At 68.3% G+C, this 17,307-nt stretch carries 18 protein-coding genes, 1 tRNA gene and 1 other RNA gene; 11 read left to right on the top strand and 9 right to left on the bottom strand.

Annotated features, from left to right (window positions below; genetic code table 11):
• Positions 1–27 precede the first annotated feature (27 nt).
• Together EGH23_RS13045 and EGH23_RS13040 are read right to left on the bottom strand one after the other, a co-directional pair.
• Complete coding sequence (locus EGH23_RS13045; RefSeq protein WP_220580430.1) at positions 28–294, bottom strand: hypothetical protein; 267 nt, start codon at positions 292–294, stop codon at positions 28–30.
• Positions 295–350: 56 nt separating this feature from the next.
• The gene (locus EGH23_RS13040; protein WP_220580429.1) at positions 351–1,730 is read right to left on the bottom strand and encodes an ATP-binding protein; all 1,380 of its coding nucleotides are present in this window, start codon (positions 1,728–1,730) and stop codon (positions 351–353) included.
• A 94-nt stretch (positions 1,731–1,824) separates the two neighbouring features.
• Here EGH23_RS13040 and EGH23_RS13035 point away from each other — a divergent pair, with 94 nt between their 5' ends.
• From EGH23_RS13035 to EGH23_RS13020, 4 genes are all read left to right on the top strand, one after another.
• Entirely contained in the window at positions 1,825–2,307 is a 483-nt protein-coding gene (locus EGH23_RS13035) for a pyridoxamine 5'-phosphate oxidase family protein (protein WP_220580428.1), read from the top strand.
• A gap of 104 nt (positions 2,308–2,411) precedes the next feature.
• Complete coding sequence (locus EGH23_RS13030) at positions 2,412–3,545, top strand: thiolase family protein (protein ID WP_220580427.1); 1,134 nt, start codon at positions 2,412–2,414, stop codon at positions 3,543–3,545.
• Between the two features lie 367 nt (positions 3,546–3,912).
• Positions 3,913–4,128, top strand: coding sequence for a DUF7511 domain-containing protein (locus EGH23_RS13025; RefSeq protein ID WP_220580426.1), 216 nt, complete (start codon positions 3,913–3,915; stop codon positions 4,126–4,128).
• Between the two features lie 56 nt (positions 4,129–4,184).
• Entirely contained in the window at positions 4,185–4,388 is a 204-nt protein-coding gene (locus tag EGH23_RS13020; RefSeq protein WP_162318326.1) for a hypothetical protein, read from the top strand.
• On the opposite strand, the gene EGH23_RS13015 is transcribed toward EGH23_RS13020, so the two are convergent.
• The 5 genes from EGH23_RS13015 to ilvA form a co-directional block, all read right to left on the bottom strand.
• Positions 4,385–5,473: a pyridoxal-phosphate dependent enzyme gene (locus tag EGH23_RS13015; protein WP_220580425.1), complete on the bottom strand. Its 1,089-nt coding sequence runs from the start codon at positions 5,471–5,473 to the stop codon at positions 4,385–4,387. The two genes, EGH23_RS13020 and EGH23_RS13015, sit on opposite strands and share 4 nt — an antisense overlap.
• Positions 5,474–5,956: 483 nt before the next feature.
• A tRNA-Ser gene (locus EGH23_RS13010) sits at positions 5,957–6,038 on the bottom strand.
• A gap of 28 nt (positions 6,039–6,066) precedes the next feature.
• On the bottom strand, positions 6,067–6,270 hold the full coding sequence (locus EGH23_RS13005; protein WP_220580424.1) for a DUF7981 family protein: 204 nt from the start codon (positions 6,268–6,270) through the stop codon (positions 6,067–6,069).
• Positions 6,270–6,647 carry a Rid family detoxifying hydrolase gene (locus EGH23_RS13000; protein ID WP_220580423.1) on the bottom strand — a complete coding sequence of 126 codons (378 nt, stop codon included), beginning with the start codon at positions 6,645–6,647 and terminating at the stop codon, positions 6,270–6,272. Before EGH23_RS13000 ends, EGH23_RS13005 begins: the two co-directional genes overlap by 1 nt.
• 36 nt (positions 6,648–6,683) lie before the next feature.
• Positions 6,684–7,895 carry a threonine ammonia-lyase gene (gene ilvA, locus EGH23_RS12995; RefSeq protein WP_220580422.1) on the bottom strand — a complete coding sequence of 404 codons (1,212 nt, stop codon included), beginning with the start codon at positions 7,893–7,895 and terminating at the stop codon, positions 6,684–6,686.
• Between the two features lie 291 nt (positions 7,896–8,186).
• Here ilvA and EGH23_RS12990 point away from each other — a divergent pair, with 291 nt between their 5' ends.
• A complete protein-coding gene (locus EGH23_RS12990) occupies positions 8,187–9,821 on the top strand; it encodes a potassium channel family protein (protein ID WP_220580421.1) in 1,635 nt (544 codons plus the stop codon).
• Between the two features lie 89 nt (positions 9,822–9,910).
• Here the strand turns inward: EGH23_RS12990 and citZ are convergent, their stop codons facing one another.
• Complete coding sequence (gene citZ / locus EGH23_RS12985) at positions 9,911–11,056, bottom strand: citrate synthase (RefSeq protein ID WP_220580420.1); 1,146 nt, start codon at positions 11,054–11,056, stop codon at positions 9,911–9,913.
• Positions 11,057–11,288: 232 nt separating this feature from the next.
• On the opposite strand from citZ, the gene EGH23_RS12980 reads away from it, so the two are divergent.
• A complete protein-coding gene (locus tag EGH23_RS12980) occupies positions 11,289–12,509 on the top strand; it encodes a potassium channel family protein (RefSeq protein ID WP_220580419.1) in 1,221 nt (406 codons plus the stop codon).
• Here EGH23_RS12980 and EGH23_RS12975 read toward each other — a convergent pair.
• Entirely contained in the window at positions 12,506–12,757 is a 252-nt protein-coding gene (locus EGH23_RS12975) for a DUF7536 family protein (RefSeq protein ID WP_425433222.1), read from the bottom strand. The genes EGH23_RS12980 and EGH23_RS12975 overlap by 4 nt on opposite strands.
• Positions 12,758–12,859: 102 nt before the next feature.
• Here EGH23_RS12975 and EGH23_RS12970 point away from each other — a divergent pair, with 102 nt between their 5' ends.
• From EGH23_RS12970 to EGH23_RS12950, 5 genes are all read left to right on the top strand, one after another.
• Positions 12,860–13,816 carry a succinylglutamate desuccinylase/aspartoacylase family protein gene (locus EGH23_RS12970; RefSeq protein WP_220580418.1) on the top strand — a complete coding sequence of 319 codons (957 nt, stop codon included), beginning with the start codon at positions 12,860–12,862 and terminating at the stop codon, positions 13,814–13,816.
• A gap of 421 nt (positions 13,817–14,237) precedes the next feature.
• Positions 14,238–14,888: an imidazole glycerol phosphate synthase subunit HisH gene (gene hisH / locus EGH23_RS12965; RefSeq protein ID WP_220580417.1), complete on the top strand. Its 651-nt coding sequence runs from the start codon at positions 14,238–14,240 to the stop codon at positions 14,886–14,888.
• Between the two features lie 302 nt (positions 14,889–15,190).
• Positions 15,191–15,560, top strand: an RNA gene (gene rnpB, locus EGH23_RS12960) — RNase P RNA component.
• Positions 15,561–15,623: 63 nt separating this feature from the next.
• Entirely contained in the window at positions 15,624–16,625 is a 1,002-nt protein-coding gene (locus tag EGH23_RS12955; protein WP_220580416.1) for a matrixin, read from the top strand.
• 66 nt (positions 16,626–16,691) lie between these two features.
• The gene (locus EGH23_RS12950; RefSeq protein WP_220580415.1) at positions 16,692–17,303 is read left to right on the top strand and encodes a rubrerythrin family protein; all 612 of its coding nucleotides are present in this window, start codon (positions 16,692–16,694) and stop codon (positions 17,301–17,303) included.
• The last annotated feature ends 4 nt before the right edge of the window (positions 17,304–17,307 follow it).

Below are 17,307 nucleotides of genomic sequence, written 5' to 3'. Positions count from 1 at the left end.
CGCTCGCAGGCTCGCTGTCCCGCCCGGTCACTCCTCGGCGAGGTCGTCGAGGTCGATACCGTTTCTGGCGGCCGTCTCCCGGAGGACCTCGTGGGCGCGCTCCTCCGCGACGTCCTCGACCAGACAGTCGATGAACCCCGAGAGCAGCGACGGCTGGATGCGCAAGTCGACGTACTCGACGCGGCCGTCGGCGACGACCACGTCGATGTCCCATTCGCCGGCGTCGGGGTCGGTCATACGGACGTCTACCCACTCGCTTCCGTCGTCGGGGTCTGTGAACGCGTCGGTCGTCATACGATTGAGAGACGACGGCAGGGAGCATAAGCGTCCGCCCCGGTAGAAACCCGCGGTCAGTGGTCGTGTTCGTGGTCGTGTGCGTGATCGTGTCCGCCGTCGGAGGCGGCGTCAGCGCCGTCGCCGTCGCCCGAGAAGTCGCCGCCGGCGACGAGCGCGTCGTGGTCCCCGTCTATCATGTCCATGTTCTTCAGGTTGTCACGCTCCTCGAACTCGGCGATAGCGTCCTCTAAGTCCTGCTGGGTGAGCGTCGTCCGCTCCTCGGTCAGCGCTTCGAGCACCGCCTCCCGGAGCACCATCCGGAGGTCGCTGCCGGTCAGCCCTTCGGTGAGGTCGGCCAGCGTCGCCGGGTCGAAGTCGACGATGTCCATCTCGCGGGTGACGATGCGGAGGATGTCCGCTCGCATGCCGTGGTCCGGTTTCGGGAAGTTGACGATCTCGTCGAAGCGCCGCCACGCCGCCGCGTCGAGCTGGTCGGGGTGGTTGGTTGCGCCGATGAGCAACACTTCGTGCTGGATGAGCGAGATCTCGTCGATGCTCTTGAGCAGGGTGTTGACGGCGCGCTTGATGGCGGCGTGTTCGTCCGACGACCGGGTCTTCGCGACGAAGTCGAACTCGTCCATGAAGAGGATACACGGCGAGAGCCGTTTGGCGACCTCGAAGACCTTCTCGACGTTCTTCGCCGTCTCGCCGAGGTACTGGCTCGTGATCATCGACAGCTTCACCTCGACGAACGGGAGGTCGAGGTCGTGGGCGAGCGCCCGCGCGACGCTGGTCTTGCCGGTCCCCGGCGGGCCGACGAACAGCAGTTTCCCGATCTCGCGCAGGCCGATCTGGGCGAGGTAGTCGCGGTGTTCGATGGCCTTGACGATCTTCTGGATCTCGCCCTCCTGGTCGGGGGTCAGCACGAGGTCGTCGAGGGTGGTCTCCACCTCGGCGGGCGCGCGCACGTCCACGAGGTCCAGCATCTCCTCGTCGTCCTCGTCGTCACTGTCGAAGGCCTCCTCGAGCCTCGCGTCGATGAACGCGCGGTCGGCCCGCGAGGGGCGATTGTGAGCGCGGGCGGTCTCGTAGTCCACGCCGTCGTAGCGGTCCTCGTAGGCCGCCGCCAGCACGGGATTCGCCCGTATCTGCTCGGCGTCGGCCCGCTCGAGGAACCACTCCTCGGCCAGTTCTCGGTCGGTAAAGGAGATGGTGCCCGAGAAGTCGTCGCGGTCGGTGAACATCAGGCCGGAGACGGCGGCCCACGGCCGCTCGACGCCGGTGGCTTCGCGGGCGGTCGTGTTGGTCGCGGACAGCGGTCGCTCGATGTCGCCCTCGCTCCAGAAGACCGTTCGATAGGTCGGCGGCAGGTCGTCCGGGTCGAGGTCCCGTCGCTCGCTGTATACGTCGGTCGTCAACAGGAACTCGACGACGTCCAGTTCCGGGTTGCTCATTCCCACTCACGTTGCCACGCGACGGGGATAAGTGACTCGAACCTCCGCCGCCCCGGTGAACGCTTATGTATCTCTGCCGAGAATTTTTAACCATATGACAGTTGAGTCGATGCGAGAGTACGGACTGGAACACATGGCGGACGACGAGATGCGGAACTTCCTCTCGAATCAGCGCATGGGCGTCATCGGCCTCCCGGCGACCGACGCTCCGTACCTAGTGCCGATATCCTTCGGCTACGACGGCGAGTCGTCGCTGTACTTCACGTTCGTCGGCGGGCCGGACAGCAGGAAGCGGACGCTGATGGACGCGGCCGAGACGGTCCGGTTTCTCACGTACTCCGCTCAGTCGGTGTTCAACTGGCAGAGTCTCATGCTCACCGGGGCCGTCTCTCGCGTCCCCGAAGCCGAGTGGGACAGGCTCGCGGACGTCCTCCAGGGCGTGTGGCGGCCCGAGGTGTTCGAGGCGGCGATAGCGGCAGAGGAAGTGGTCGTCTACCGACTCGACGTAGACGAGTGGGCGGGCATCAAGCACACGGGACTGCCGCCGGGATTCGGCGTGGGCGGAACGGGCGAGTGACAACGGTGGTGTCGACCGGGTCGGCCGCCGCGATCCGAGACAACTCCCGCCCCGCGGTCCGGAGTTTGTGAGCTTTTAACACGACCCCTCTCCTTGTGCCGTCCATGGCAACACCGGTTATCGTGGACGCGGTCCGCACACCGCAGGGGAAAGAAGACGGCGCGCTCGCAGGGGTCCGCAGCGAGGACCTCTCGATTCCGCTCGTCAACCAACTGCTCGCCAGCACGGGTATCGAGAGCGACGACGTGGACGACCTGCTGTGGGGCTGCGCCCAGCAACGCGGCGAACAGGGCAACAACGTCGCGCGAGTCATCTCTCTCCTGTCGGACCTCGGCGAGAGCGTCCCGGCCTCGACGATCAACCGCTGGTGTGCCTCCTCGGCGGAGGCGCTGATGCGGGCTGCGGACGCCGTCGCGGCGGGCCAGCGCGACGTGCTCATCGCGGGCGGCGTCGAGTCGATGTCCCGCGTCGCCATGGGCGAGAACACCCACAACGTCCACCCGCGTCTCGCGGAGGAGTACAACATCGGCGAGCTCCAGATGGGAATGACCGCCGAGAAGGTGGCCGAGGAACACGACATCTCGCGCGAAGCGCAGGACGAGTACGCTCTGCGGAGCCACCAGCGGGCCGCCGACGCCACCGACTCGGGCCGCTTCGACGACGAACTCGTCTCCATCGAGACGGAGGAGGGCCGCGTCGAGGAAGACGAGGGCATCCGCCGCGACACCGACATGGAGACGCTATCGGGCCTGCCGACGGTGTTCAAGTCCGACGGGTCGGTCACGCCGGGCAACGCCTCGCAGGTGTCGGACGGCGCGGCCGGCCTCATGGTTACCTCCCGTGAGTTCGCCGACGAACGCGATCTCGATATCCTCGCCGAGATCGGCGCACACGAAGTCGCCGGCGTCGACCCAACGGTGATGGGTATCGGCCCAGTCCCCGCCGTCCGCCGGCTCGCCGAGCGGACCGGCCGCGACACCGACGACTACGACCTCGTCGAGCTGAACGAGGCCTTCGCCTCCCAGTGTCTGTACTGCCGAGACGAACTCGGCTTCGACGACGACATCTACAACGTCAACGGCGGCGCGATCGCCATCGGTCACCCGCTGGGCGCCTCCGGCGCGCGCCTCCCGGTGACGCTCGTCCACGAGATGAACCGCCGGGACGCCGAACTCGGCCTGGCGACGGAGTGCGTCGGATTCGGCCAGGGTGCGGCGATAGAGTTCCACCGGCCGTAGCGATACCGCCGCTGTACTGGCCACGAGTGAAACGAGTGGCCAGCCTTTTTCGCCCACGTTTTTGCGCGGGGGTTGAGCCGAGCGCGACGCGCTCGGCGAACCCCCGTGAAAAAAGGTGGTGGTGGACCGCCGGGACGCCGAACTCGGCCTGGCGACGGAGTGCGTCGGATTCGGCCAGAGTGCGGCGATAGAGTTCCACCGGCCCGAGTGAGGGCGTAACAGCTGTTTACTGGCCGCGAACGTCGCGGTAATGCATCGCGTACCGGTCGGACTCGCCGCTGAGAACCGGAGTAGGACTCACCGACTTCTCACGCCCCATGCGGTTATGTAGCGTATAACAAGGCGTATCCACTGATTAGCGAGGAGTATGAGCAGCGAACGGCGACTGGACGAGGGCGGGGCGTCACCACCGCTACCACAGGACGAGTTCGCGGAGACGTCGCTGGTCGCCGAGTTGGAACCGTCCGCGGACGGTGGGAAACGGGCGCTGTTGTACCCGGCGGAGGAAACCGGTCCCGAAGTCGCCACGCGGTGGCTGTCGGTGCCGGCCGATTCGCTCGTCGATCTGGAGTCGGTTCGGTAACCCCTTCTTTCGATAACGGACCCGTAACAATACCGTCGCTGGGTTATCTCCCCGGCATGGGAACGGACCACTGGTCGCCGACCGGCGGCACGCCGTCGCCCGACCCCGACGAGGGGGTGTTGCCGGCGGTGGTGCGGACGCGCTCCGACGGGGCCGAACGGTACATCTGTTACGCCGACGACGTGGACCCGGCGGAGGTCGACAGCCAGTGGTTCTCCGTCGACGCCGACGTTCCGGTCTCGCTGACGCTGTGGCGCTAGGCGTTCCGACCGGTGAGTGCGACGACCACGTCGTCGTCGGGAGCGAGGACGCCGCGGTCGCGGTACGCAGAGAGCCCCGCCGTCGCGGTCGCACAGGTCGGTTCGACGTGGAACCCGCTCGCCGAGAGCCGGTCGTGGGCCGCCCGCGTCGCCGCTTCGCCCACGGCGATCGCGTCCCCGTCGGTCGCGTCGATGGCCGCCCGTATCTGGTCGCCGCGCGCGGGATTTCGAATCTGGATGCCGTCGGCGAGGTCGTTCACTTCGTCCGCCGCTCCTTCTCCTCCTGTTTCCGCGCCTTCCCCGCCGTGTCGAGCGTCGGCGATGGGACTCGCGCCGGCGGCCTGCGCGCCCAGTAGCCTCGGCGGGTCGTCTATCCAGCCCGCCGCTTCGAGCGCGCGGAATCCCCGGTACGCGCCCAGAAACAGCGTGCCGTGGCCCAGCGGCGTGACGAGGGCGTCCGGCGCGGTCCAGCCCCGCTGGGCGGCGAGTTCGTAGGCCACCGTCGCCGTCCCCGCGAAGAATGCCGGGTTCCACGCGTGGCTGGCGTACCAGCCCTCGCCCGCCTCGACGGCGTCGATACAGGCGTCGGTCACCGCCTGCCGGTCGCCCTCGACGGCCACCACGTCCGCACCGGTCCGCTCGATGCGTCGGCGCTTCTCGGCCTTGGCGTCGGCGGGGACGTAGATCTCGGCGTCGACGCCCGCCCGCGCGGCGTAACTCGCCACCGCTAACCCGGCGTTGCCCGAAGAGTCCTCGAGTATCCGGCCGGCTCCCACGGACAGCGCCTCCGCGACCACCGTCGCCGCGCCGCGGTCCTTGAAACTCCCCGTCGGATGCAGGAACTCCAGTTTGAAGGTCGCGTCCCGCTCGGGCGCGTCGACCAGCGGCGTCCACCCCTCACCCAACGTGATCTGCGTCTCCATCGGCAGAAACGCCTCGAACGCCCACAGGCCGTCGTCGCGGTCGAAGTCGGGCGGTTCGCCGTTGGGAAGCGGTCGCTCGGCGTAGTCCAGCGCGTGCCCGCACTCGCATCGCCACGGCCGGTCGCGGGGATACTCCCGACCGCAGGCCTCGCATTCTCGCATACGTCGAGTGTGAGCGGCCGACTACCAGAAGGTGGTGGCTGCGGGCGGGCAGGGGCGGAGTTCGGGTCGGGAGTCGCCTCCGGGCGACGACCCACCGCCAGAGCTCCGCTCTGACGAGCTTTCGTTCGTTCCGCTCACGAAAACGGGGACGGGCAGGCTTGCCGGAGGAGCACCCGGCGGCGGAGTCGCCGGTTCACGCGAATCGCGCCGCGGAGTCGCGCCTTTTTCGCCACCGAAAGACTTGCTTCGTGGTGCCAGGACTGGGAGTTGAGCAGATGGGAGACGTTCCGGGCGTGCGGCCTCACTTCGTTCGGCCGTTCCGGGGCTGCGACTACCGTGCTCAACTCCCAGTCATCAGCGTTTCACGACCGCTGGCTCGTTCGTCGCTGTCGCTCCTCACTCGAAGTCAGTCGCAGAAAGCGTTCACGGGTCGTACCTCCCCGTTCAGGCGTTCGACGGCCCTCACTTCGTTCGCGCCGTCCACGCCAGGACTGGGATTTGAACCCAGAATCCCGAAAGGGAACACGCTTTCCAGGCGTGCGCCTTACCGTTCGGCCATCCTGGCTCGCAAGCGATTGTGCGGGGTCGGTCGGTTAAGGGCTTTCGTTTCCGGGCAGGCTACCGCCGGCTCCGTACGTGAGCGCGGCCGCGCCCGCGGCGACGACGAGGGCGACGCCGAACTTCACGGGCGTCGAGATGGGGACGCTGGCGAACAGCTGATAGCCCTGAACGAGGACGAGGTAGGCGAGGCCGCCGACGACGCCCCACAGCAGGCTCGATTTGAGTTTCGGATCCATTAGACTGTGGCGACCGCCTCGATCTCGACGGCCGCGCCCTTCGGGAGCGCGTCGACGCCGACCGCGGAGCGAGCGGGCGGGTCCTCGTCGAAGAACGTCCGATAGGTGTCGTTCATCTCGTCGAAGTCGTCGATGTCGTCGAGGTAGACGGTCACCTTCAGCACGTCGGCCATCTCGGCACCGGCTTCCGCCAGGACGGCTTCGAGGTTCTCGAGCGCCTGCTGGGTCTGTTCGGCGACCGGCGCGTCGGCGAGCAGTTCGCCGTCTGGCGTGAGCGGGATCTGGCCGGCGGTGAAGACGAGGTCCTCTGTCGCCGTCGCCTGACTGTACGCGCCGACGGCGGCGGGCGCGTCGTCGGTGTGGACAGTGCGCTTCATACCCGAACGCCGCTCGCCTCCCGTATAAACCCGGCTCTATACGAGCACCTCGACCTCGTAACCGCGCTCCCGGAGCGCCGCGAGGAGTTCCTCGACGTGATCGGGGCCGCGCGTCTCTAAGTCCAGTTCCACCTCGGCGTCGTTCATCGCCACGTCGCGGTTGGTCCGATCGTGTTCGATGCCGTAGATGTTGGTCTGCTGCGCCGAGAGCACCCCCACGAGCTCCTCCAGCGCGCCGGGGCGGTCCTTCAGCACCGTCCGCAGTTTGACGTAGCGGCCCGTCTCGACGAGGCCGCGCATGACGACGTTCGTGAGCGTGTTCAGGTCGATGTTCCCGCCGCACAGCGCCGGGACGATCGTCTCCTCGTCGGCGTAGTCGAACTTCTCCTCGGTGACCGCCGCCAGCGCGACGGCCCCGGCCCCCTCCGCGAGCGTCTTCGAACGTTCGAGCAGGGTCGTCAGTGCGACCGCGATTTCCGGGTCCGAGACGGTCACGACCTCGTCGACGCGTTCTTCGATGACCTCGAAGGTCCGCTCGCCGACGGTTCGCGTGGCGATGCCGTCGGCGATGGTCTCGACGCCCTCGCGCTCGATGCGGTGTCCTTTTTCGAGGGACTCGGCGACGCTCGACGCGCCTTCGGCCTGGACGCCGACGACGCGGATTCCCTCGTCTTTGCCCTTCAGCGCCGTGGCGATGCCGCTGATGAGGCCGCCGCCGCCGATGGGGACGACGACGGTCTCGACGCTGGGCAGGTCCTCGTAGATTTCGAGGCCGATGGTCCCCTGCCCGGCCATCACGTAGTCGTCGTCGAAGGCGTGGACGTACGTTCGGCCCTCCTCGCGTTCGATCTCGTGGGCCTTCTCGGCGGCCTCGTCGTAGTCCTCGCCGTGGAGGACGACCCGCCCCCCGTAGCTTCGCGTGGCTTTCACCTTCGAGATGGGCGCGTGTTCGGGCATCACGATGGTGGAGTCGACGCCGATGCGCGTCGCGGCGAGGGCGACGCCCTGCGCGTGGTTGCCCGCGCTGGCCGTGACGACGCCGTTCTCGCGCTCCTCGGGCGAGAGCGTGGCGATGCGGTTGGTCGCCCCGCGAATCTTGAACGAGCCGGTGCGCTGGAACAGTTCGAGCTTCAGGTGGATGTCCGCCCCGGTCATCGCCGAGAAGGTGTGCGAGTAGTCGAGCGGCGTGTGCCGGGCCGTCTCGGCGACCCGGTCGCGGGCCGCGAGTACGTCCTCGAACGAGAGCATGGCCCGGCCTACTCGCCGCGGCGTGTTATAGCCGGGGGCGGCGACGCCGCTGGTCGGTGACGGCCGAAAACTCGGGGGAGAGCGTGTGACTGCAGACGAACGGAGCGACCGGAAGGACTTAAAGCTCGCCGAACCGGGGCGGAAGTGTAATCGCAGGACGAGAGCGCCGCGAAATCGCCGTCAGCCGCGCGGCAGACGCGCGTCGTCTCGCCTACCGATACCGTGGTAGCGAGTATCAGCCTTCGTCCCCGACAGAACTGTTTTACAGGCCCTCCGTGAGGTATCGGATAGATGGACACCTGGCAGCGGCGCACGCTGTTGTACGTCATCGGCCTCGCCGGGGTTATTCTCGCGTTCACGTTCGGCTACGACTACGGCATGGGGGCGTTCGAGAACGAACCGCGGGAGTTCCTCCACGCGCTACAGGTCGTCGTCGAGACGTTCACTACGACCGGCTACGGGTCGGACGCCCCGTGGGATAGCAACGCGATGCGGCTGTTCGTCATCGTGATGGACGTCACCGGCGTCGTCCTCATCTTCCTCGCGCTTCCCGTCCTGATGTTCCCGCTGTTCGAGGAGGCGATGAAGACGAAAGCGCCGACCACCGTCGAGCGCGACCTCTCCGATCACGTCGTCATCTGTCACTTCACGCCGCGCGGCGAGACGCTCGTCGCCGAACTGGAGTCGTGGGACGTCGACTACGTCGTCGTCGAACCCGACCGCGACCGGGCCAACGACCTGTACGAGGAGGGGTACCACGCGATCCACGCCGACCCCCAGTCCGTCGAGGGATTAGAGAAGGCGAAACTCGCCGATGCGCGGGCGCTCGTCGCCGACGCCTCCGACCAGGTCAACACCAGCATCGTCCTCACCGCCCGCGAGGTGGACGAACGCGTCCGCACCGTCAGCGTCGTCGAGGAGCCCGACCGCGCGAAGTACCACGACCTCGCGGGGGCCGACGCCGTCCTCTCGCCGCGGGGCCTGCTGGGCGAGAGCCTCGCCAGCAAGGTCACGACCGGCGTCTCGGCGACGCTGGGCGAGGACTTCGAACTCGGCGAGGACTTCGACATCGCGGAACTTCCCATCCACCGCGGGAGCGACCTCGTCGGCCTGACGCTGGCCGAGAGCGGCATCCGCGAGGAGACCGGCGTCAACGTCATCGGCGCGTGGTTCCACGGCGAGTTCGTCAGCCCGCCCTCGCCCGACGCCGAACTCACCGGCAGTACGGTCCTGCTGGCGTCGGGGACCGCCGCACAGCTCGAAGCGCTCAAGTCGAAGACCCTCTCCAGCGTCCGGGGCTTCCGCCGCGGCGAGACCGTCGTCGTCGGCTACGGCGAGGTCGGCGAGACCATCGCCGGCGGCCTCGACGAAGCGAACGTTCCGTACACGGTCATCGACAGGGCCGAGAAGTCCGGCGTCGACGTGATCGGCGACGCCACCGAGCCCGAGGACCTCGAAGCGGCCGGCGTCGCCGACGCTCGAACGGTCATCCTCGCGCTCTCGGACGACACCGACACGGAGTTCGCCACGCTGGTCATCCGCGACCTGAACCCCGACGTGGAGATCATCGCCCGCGCCGAGGAGACCGAGAACGTCCAGAAGATGTACCGCGCCGGCGCGGACTACGTCCTCTCGCTGGCGACGGTCAGCGGTCGGATGCTCGCCTCCACGATTCTGGAAGACGAGGACGTCATCTCGATGGACCAGCAGGTCGAGATCGTCCGCACCGACGCCGGCAGCCTCGCCGGCCGGACGCTCGGCGAGGCCGACGTGCGTTCGAAGACGGGCTGTACGGTCGTCGCCGTCGAACGGGATGGAACGGTCTTGACCGACCTCGGTCCCGACGTGGAAGTGCGCTACGGCGACAAACTCGTCATCGCCGGGACCGACGCCGGCGTCGACCGGTTTACCGAGCTGTTCGAGTAGCGACCACTCGCGGCGCATCTCGTAGCTGCCGACCGTCGCGCCGACCGCCGCAGCGACTGCGACGAAGGGGGAAACGGTCTACTGCTGACTTACCGCTCTTCGAGGGGGACGAACTCCGTCTCCTCGGGGTTCGGGCCGGTGTAGCGGGCGCGGGGCCGGATCAGCCGGTTGTCCTCGATGTACTCGACGACGTGGGCGACCCAGCCGCCGACGCGGGACATGGCGAAGATGGGCGTGAAGATGTCGATGGGGATGCCCATCTGGTAATACGTCGAGGCCGAGTAGAAGTCGACGTTGGGGGCCAGCCCCTTCTCCTCTTGCATGTACTCCTCGATGGTCGTTGACATCTCGTACCACTTCACCGACCCCGCCGCCTCGCCGAGTTCCTTCGAGCGCTCGCCGAGGATCTTCGCGCGCGGGTCCTTGACGTCGTAGACGCGGTGGCCGAACCCGGAGACGCGCCGGCCGCCGTCCAGGGCGTTCTTGACCCATTCGAGCGGGTCGCGCTCGGCGTCGTCGACCTCCTTGAGCATCTCCATGACGTCCTGGTTCGCGCCGCCGTGGAGCGGCCCCTTCAGAGTGCCGATCGCGGAGGTGACGGAACTGTGGAGGTCCGAGAGCGTCGAGGCCGTGACCATCGCGGAGAACGTCGAGGCGTTGAGGCCGTGGTCGGCGTGGAGGACGAGCGCCTGGTCGAAGACGTCCGCCGCCACGTCGTCGGGTTCCTCGCCGTTGAGCATGTAGAGGAAGTTCGCGGCGTGGCCGAGGTCCTCGCGCGGTTCGACGGGGTCCTCGCCGTCGCGGATACGAGTGAAGGCGGCGACGAGCGTCGGGATCTTCGCGGTGATGCGTCGCCCGGTGGCGAGGTTGACCTCCTCGTCGGTCGGGTCTGCGTCCTCCGACGCGGGGTCGTACGCCGAGAGCATCGACACCGCGGTCCGGAGCGCGGCCATCGGATTCTCGTCGCTCTCGGCCATCGCGCGGACGGTGGCGATGACGTCGTCGTCGACCTCGCGTTCGCTCGCCATCTCTGATTCGAACTCCTCCAGTTCCGAAGCGTTCGGCAGGTGGCCGTACCAGAGCAGATACAGCACCTCTTCGTAGCTGGCACCGATAGCGAGGTCCTCGATGGTGTATCCCCGATAGACGAGTTTGCCCGCGTCACCGTCGATGACACTCAGCGAAGATTCGGCGACGAGGACACCCTCTAACCCTTTCTTGAGGTCTTCGGACATACCCCAATGGTTCCCGACCTGCCGGGAAAAGCATTTTCTTTCCGGGCGTCTGTGTCCGGCCGTTGCCGGGGCGTAACTGGACGTTCAGTCACAAATACCGCCGTCTGCGGGACGGTCGCCGCGATATCTGCCTCGAATCGACTATCCGTCCGTTCACTACCGACTCCGTTCCGTGGGAACGATAGCCACGGGACGGCGAACCCTTTTGAGAGGCGGTGCCAAAGCGGGAGACATGGAGCCGACGGGGACCGTCGAGTACGAGCCGGTGAGCGTGAAGGCGGTGCTGGCGGAGATGAAAGACACCGCGGAATTGCTCATCGACCTCTCGTATTCGGCGGTGCTGCTCGGCAGCGACGACGTCGCCGCCGAGGTACTAGAGCTGGAGGCGAAGATGGACGTCCTGCAGATGCGCGCCCGGATGAGCCTGCTGATGGCCTGTCGCTCGACGGACGACGCCGAGGCGCTCGCGCCCGTCCTCGGCATGGTCGGGGCCGCGGAGAAGATCAGCGACGCCGCCGGCGACATCGCGAAGGTCGTCTTAGAGGACATCGGGCTGCCGGAGGCGATGCGGGCGACGCTCCCCGAGGCGATGGAGACGCTGGTCCGGGCGACGATAACGCCGGACTCGCAGTTGGCGGGGAAGACGCTGGGCGACCTGAACCTCGAAACCGAGACCGGCGTCCGCGCGCTCGCGATCCGGCGACGGGGTAACTGGCTGCTCAACCCCGACCGGGAGACGCGTCTCGAAGCCGACGACGTGGTCCTCTTTCGCGGTCCCGACGACGGCATCAGCGAGGTGTACGTCGACGCCACCGGCACGACGTACGAACCGCCGGAACCGCCCGAAGGCGAGGGAAAGGACCTCGAACGCGCGGTGGACTCTATCGTCCTGATGAAGGACATGGGCGAACTCGCCGTCGACCTCGCCTACGGCGCGGTGCTGTTCGACAGCGACGAGGTCGCGGAGGAGGTCGTCGAACTCGAAGCGGAGGTCGACGCGCTCCAGTCCCGCTTCGAGGCGTGGACGCTGCGCGCGGCCGCGGACATGGACGACCCCGTCTCGCTCCGGGGCCTCGTCCACCTCGCTCGCTCGACGGAGGTCATCTCCGACGCCGCCCTCGAGATCAGCGAGGGCGTCCTCCGCGGTCTCTCGGCGCACCCGGTCGTCGCGGAGGCCGTCCGCGAGTCCGACGAGATACTCGTCCGCGCGACCGTCGCCGAGTCGAGCGCCCTCGCCGGGACGACCATCGGCGACGCCGCGGTCAAGACCGAGACCGGGATGCGCATCATCGCCGTCCGGCGGGCCGAGAGCGAGAGCGACCGAACCGGCCGCGAGGGCGGCGCGTGGGTCGTCTCGCCCGGGCCGGAGACGCCGCTCCGGGTCGGTGACGTTCTCCTCGCGAAGGGGACTCGCTCCGGGGCCGAGCGGTTCGCCGAACTCGCCGAGGGCTAACTCCGGGCGAGTCGGACCGCCGAGACGGCGGTGAAGACGGCCGTCAACAGGCCGCCCAGCGAGACGAGTAAGACGAACGCCAGCGCGGCGTAGAGGAACGTCGGTCGCCCGGTGCCGGGCAGGACGAACAGGGCGACGACGGCCGCCGTCACCAGCGTCGCCACGCCGAACCCGAGTTTCGCGTTCCGGGGGACGTCGAGCGCCGCGGCCATCGCCGCCGCCTCGCTCTGTTGCTCGCGCTCTGACACGCGAGACGGTTGGGGGCGCTCGCTCAAGATACCGTCGGTCTGACGGCAGGGACGGCCGGGAAACCGAACCCGTAAAGGCGAACGACCCGAACACGGTGCGTAATGGTAAGTTTCGGTACGGCGAGTGCCGCCCCCGGAGAGATAGATACGGGGCGGTTGGAGGTCGGCGAATCCCGCGACGGCAGTCCGGTCGGACTCCCGGTCGCCGTCGTCAACGGAGCCGGCGACGGGAAGACGCTCTACGTGCAGGCGGCCAGCGACGGCGACGAACTCAACGGCGTCGGCGTCGTCCAGCAGGTGCTCCCGCGGCTGGACCCCGCCGAGCTCTCGGGGACGATTCTGGTCTGTGGCATCGTCAACTACCACGCCTTCCAGGTCGCCGAACACCGCAACCCCATCGACGACACGAAGATGAACCGAGCCTACCCCGGCGACGCCACCGGTACGTCGAGCGAGCGCATCGCCGCCGCGACCTACGACGCGGCAGTCGGTGCCGACCTCGTCTTGGACCTCCACCAGGGCTCGACGTCGCGGATGCTCGACGAATGTCGGGTCCGCTGTGGCACCCGCCACCGCCTCCACGAGGAGTGTCTCGAGCTGGCGAAGGTCTTCGGCTGCGGCTACATCCTCGACCAGAAGGGACCGGACGGCCAACTGGCCCGCGCCGCCCCCGACGAGGGCGTCCCGACCGTCGACCCCGAGCTCGGCGGCTGCGTCGGCTGGGACGAGGAGTCCATTCAGACCGGCGTCGAGGGCGTGTTCAACGTCCTCACCCACTACGGTTTCCTGAACGGCACGCTGAGCGAACGGCCCCAGACCCGCGCCACCGGCTTCGAGCAGTACGGCTCGCCCAACGGCGGGCTCGTCGACTTCGAGGTCGACCTCGGGGACCGCGTCTCCCGCGGGCAGACCCTCTTCGAAGTGACCGACGTGTTCGGCCAGTCCAAGGCCGAAGTCACCGCCGACTCGCCTGGGATCTTCTGGCGCTCGCGCCGCCTCCCCCAGGTCGCCACCGGCGAGTACGTCTGCTCGGTCGGGACGAATCTGGATACTTACTAAACCGCCTTTTTCGACGGGGGTGGTTCGCCGAGCGCGGCGCGCTCTTCCGTAGACATCGCGCTCGCCACCGGTGAGCGCTCGACCCCCCGTCTGCTCACGGGCGCTGCGAGGCGGTTTCACCGCTTCGGCTTCGCGGCGCGTAGCGCCGCGCAACGCCCGTTCGCACGGTCCGAGGCCCCCGTTCCTCGCTACCAAAAACGTGAGCGAAAAAGGCGCGACTCCGCGAAGCGATTCGCGTGAACCGGCGGCTCCGCCGCCGGATGCTCTACTGTAGGCCTGCCCTCCCCCCGGGTCGCTCGGGTGCGACAGTCGTCGCACCCCTCGCTCCCGGCCACCGCAACCGTTCTCGCGACGCACCGCGACCGCTGGCGAAACCTGTCCGAAGGGGAACGCACTTAGTCGGCGTTCGCCTAGCGTTCGTATGAACGTGAAGCAGACGACCGCGGACGTGGTCGTCGTCGACTACGGGTTGGGGAACCTCCGGAGCGTCACGCGCGGGCTCGAACGCGCGGGCGCGAACGTCTCAGTCACGGAAGATGCCGCGGAGTTCGACGCGGCCGACGGCATCGTCCTCCCCGGCGTGGGGGCCTTCTCCGAGGGGATGGACAACGCCGGGCCGTTCCGCGACCCCCTCTTAGAACAGGCCGAGGCCGGCAAGCCGCTCTTCGGCATCTGCCTCGGGATGCAGATGCTCCTGACCACGAGCGAGGAGGCCGACCACGCCGGTCAGGGCGACGCCGAGGGGCTGAACCTCGTCCCCGGGAAGAACGTCCGCTTCTCGCGCGACCAGACGGTGCCCCACATGGGCTGGAACGAACTCGACGTGCAGCGCGACCACCCGCTCGTCGAGGGCGTCGACGGCCAGTACGCCTACTTCGTCCACTCGTACTACGCCGTCCCCGACGACGAGGAGAGCGTCGTCGCCACCACCGACTACGGCGTCGACTTCGCCTCCGTCGTCGCCAACGAGGCCGGCAACGTCTTCGGCACCCAGTTCCACCCCGAGAAATCCGGCGAGACGGGCCTGCGGATCCTCCGGAACTACGTCGATTACTGCGTCGACCAGCGGTAGTGGCGGTGCGGATGCGGTGGCCGGGAGCGAGGGGTGCGACGACTGTCGCACCCGACCGACCCGCCGTCAGAGCACGCTCTGACGAGCCTTCGTTCGCTCCGCTCACGAAGACGGGGGAGGGCAGGCCTACAGTAGAGCATCCGGCGGCGGAGCCGCCGGTTCACGCGAATCGCTTCGCGATTCGTGCCTTTTTCGCCCACGTTTTTGGGCGGGGGTCGAGCGCTCGCCATCGGCGAGCGCGACGCCCCCGCCGAAAAAGGTGGTTGGCAAGCGTTATGGGTCGTTGTCGCGTATCTCTATCCGGCAGAGGGAGGCCGGCTCCCGTGCCGCGAGGCATGAGGAAAGTCCCCCCACCTGTCGGACGGGTGACCGGGCACAAGCCCGGGGCGGGAGACCGTCGGCGCTGGAACAGCAACGACACGTCACTGCGGGACCGATGAGGTGCGCGACGCCCGAGCGATGGCGGATACCAGAAGCGAGGGCAAGCTAACCCACCGAGGGTCACCGAGGGGCACCGTCCGGTGTCCCTCGCCCGCAGTGGACCGATGGAACGGCGAATCCTCACCGGTGCAAGGCCGCGTCGACAGGTAGTCCGACGCCGCGCGCGAGCGCTGGACGCGGCCGCTGAGCCGAATGCCGGCCCGAACAGAAGGGGGCTTACTCCCCTCAGCCGCTTACGCCTCTCGATCGCTCACAGTCATAACTGTCAAATACACACAGTGCCACCCGAAGGTAATGGACCGTCGGGCGGTTATCGTGACGATGCTGCTGCTGTCGATCGGATTGGCCGGGTGTAGCGCCGTCTCAGACGCCGTCGACGTGCCGACGGTGACCGAACAGCGCCATCCCTTCGCCGAAGAGACGGTGACCGTCGCCGTCTCCGGCACCGACCGCGAGCGTGCCCTCGCCGCGGCGGGGCTGACCTACTGGGAAGAGAACGCCTCCCGATACGCCGGCTTCAACGTCAGTTTCCGGGTACTCGACCCCGGCGAGACGCCCGACGGTGACGCGCCCGACGTGCGGATGCGGTTCGTCGAGAGCGTCACGGACTGCGGCGACGCGAACTACTCGGCGGGGTGCGCGCCGCGGCTCAACGCCTCGACCGCGGTCGACCGGCCGGCCGAGGTGTCGATCCAGCGCGGCCTCGCCGACGAGTCGACGCGGCTGGTCGTCCAACACGAGGCGGGACACCTGCTGGGACTGTCACACGCCGACCCGCCACAGCGCGTGATGCGCCACGAGCGGACGCTGGCGACGCTGCCGCGGCCGAACGCCAGCGAGCGCGCAGTGCCGTGGGACGACCGCGCACTGACCGTCGCCGTCCTGAACGGGACCGTCCCGGCCGACGAGCGCGCGGCCTACCGCGAGGAGGTCGCCTACGCGCTGGCGTACGTCCGCGAGGGGGCGAACGGCACCGTCACCGAGACCGTCACCGTCGAGCGCGTGAGCGACCCCGCGGCGGCCGATATCGTCGTCAGGCCGACCGACTCGGCGGCCTGCCGGACCGACGCCGGATCGTGTGCGCTGATCGAGGGGACCGATCCGGACCGCGACGGGGCGATCGAGACGTACACGCGCGTCGAGATCCTGCTGGTGGACGTCGACACTGACGCGACGAGCTGGCACGTCGCCCGCCAACTGCTCGACGCGCTCGGGGCCAGCCGAGACGGATTCCCGGCCCCGCTCGTCGACGCCACCTACGAGGAGCGGCGCGGCGAGTGGCAGAGTGAAACCTGACCGCCGAGAACTGCACGCGGGTGCCGCTTCGATGGTTACAAGCGGCCGCCGGGCGGAGGCGGGAGTATGACCGCCGCCGACCTCACCGACGCCGTCCGGGACGACCAGCAGACCGAACTCTCCAGGCTCGGCTCCTCGAAGACGCTGTACGCAGACACGCGCGGCGAGATGGAACCCGACGCCGTCCGCGCGGCCGCGGCCGCCCGCGAAGCGGCCGCTCGCGACACCTTCGAGTCGTGGGCCGACGACAGCGACGGCAACGCGGCGGACCTCTTCGCCGCAGCGGCCGACGACGCCGCCGAGCGACTGGACGGGCTCGACGCCGACCCGGCCGACCGCGAGTTCACCATGCACGAGGTGCTCGACGCCTTTCAGGATACTATCGAACGGCTGGGCGGCTTACTGGGCTGGACGCTCGTCGACCAGAAGGTGAAGGGGCAACTCACCGGCTTCTTCACGGGACAGGCCGACCCGCAGACCGCGAGCACGTTCCGCAGCGCCGGGAACGACGTGGAGGTACTCCGCGAGGAGGTGGACGACCTCCTCGACGAGACCTGCGAGGACGAGCACGACTGGGACACCGCCGAGGCGGCCGCCGTCGAGGTCGTCTCGGCCGCCTACGAGGACTACTTCGAGACGCTCGAAGACCTCGGCGTCAACCCCAAGCCGGTCTGTTGAGCGC

The organism is Haloarcula nitratireducens (genome assembly GCF_019599505.1).
Note: the sequence above shows the minus strand (reverse complement) of the source record. Positions and strands in the feature narration are given on the sequence as shown.

What these genes read in the sequence shown, in the direction of transcription:
- EGH23_RS12980 (WP_220580419.1), top strand. Translation starts at nt 11,289, where the DNA reads ATGGAGCCGACGGGGACCGTCGAGTACGAGCCGGTGAGCGTGAAGGCG.
- EGH23_RS13030 (WP_220580427.1), top strand. Translation starts at nt 2,412, where the DNA reads ATGGCAACACCGGTTATCGTGGACGCGGTCCGCACACCGCAGGGGAAA.
- ilvA (WP_220580422.1), bottom strand. Translation starts at nt 7,895, where the DNA reads ATGCTCTCGTTCGAGGACGTACTCGCGGCCCGCGACCGGGTCGCCGAG.
- EGH23_RS12955 (WP_220580416.1), top strand. Translation starts at nt 15,624, where the DNA reads ATGGACCGTCGGGCGGTTATCGTGACGATGCTGCTGCTGTCGATCGGA.
- EGH23_RS12970 (WP_220580418.1), top strand. Translation starts at nt 12,860, where the DNA reads ATGGTAAGTTTCGGTACGGCGAGTGCCGCCCCCGGAGAGATAGATACG.
- EGH23_RS13040 (WP_220580429.1), bottom strand. Translation starts at nt 1,730, where the DNA reads ATGAGCAACCCGGAACTGGACGTCGTCGAGTTCCTGTTGACGACCGAC.
- EGH23_RS13020 (WP_162318326.1), top strand. Translation starts at nt 4,185, where the DNA reads ATGGGAACGGACCACTGGTCGCCGACCGGCGGCACGCCGTCGCCCGAC.
- EGH23_RS13005 (WP_220580424.1), bottom strand. Translation starts at nt 6,270, where the DNA reads ATGGATCCGAAACTCAAATCGAGCCTGCTGTGGGGCGTCGTCGGCGGC.
- EGH23_RS13015 (WP_220580425.1), bottom strand. Translation starts at nt 5,473, where the DNA reads ATGCGAGAATGCGAGGCCTGCGGTCGGGAGTATCCCCGCGACCGGCCG.
- EGH23_RS13035 (WP_220580428.1), top strand. Translation starts at nt 1,825, where the DNA reads ATGACAGTTGAGTCGATGCGAGAGTACGGACTGGAACACATGGCGGAC.
- EGH23_RS12950 (WP_220580415.1), top strand. Translation starts at nt 16,692, where the DNA reads ATGACCGCCGCCGACCTCACCGACGCCGTCCGGGACGACCAGCAGACC.
- EGH23_RS13000 (WP_220580423.1), bottom strand. Translation starts at nt 6,647, where the DNA reads ATGAAGCGCACTGTCCACACCGACGACGCGCCCGCCGCCGTCGGCGCG.
- hisH (WP_220580417.1), top strand. Translation starts at nt 14,238, where the DNA reads ATGAACGTGAAGCAGACGACCGCGGACGTGGTCGTCGTCGACTACGGG.
- EGH23_RS13045 (WP_220580430.1), bottom strand. Translation starts at nt 294, where the DNA reads ATGACGACCGACGCGTTCACAGACCCCGACGACGGAAGCGAGTGGGTA.
- citZ (WP_220580420.1), bottom strand. Translation starts at nt 11,056, where the DNA reads ATGTCCGAAGACCTCAAGAAAGGGTTAGAGGGTGTCCTCGTCGCCGAA.
- EGH23_RS13025 (WP_220580426.1), top strand. Translation starts at nt 3,913, where the DNA reads ATGAGCAGCGAACGGCGACTGGACGAGGGCGGGGCGTCACCACCGCTA.
- EGH23_RS12990 (WP_220580421.1), top strand. Translation starts at nt 8,187, where the DNA reads ATGGACACCTGGCAGCGGCGCACGCTGTTGTACGTCATCGGCCTCGCC.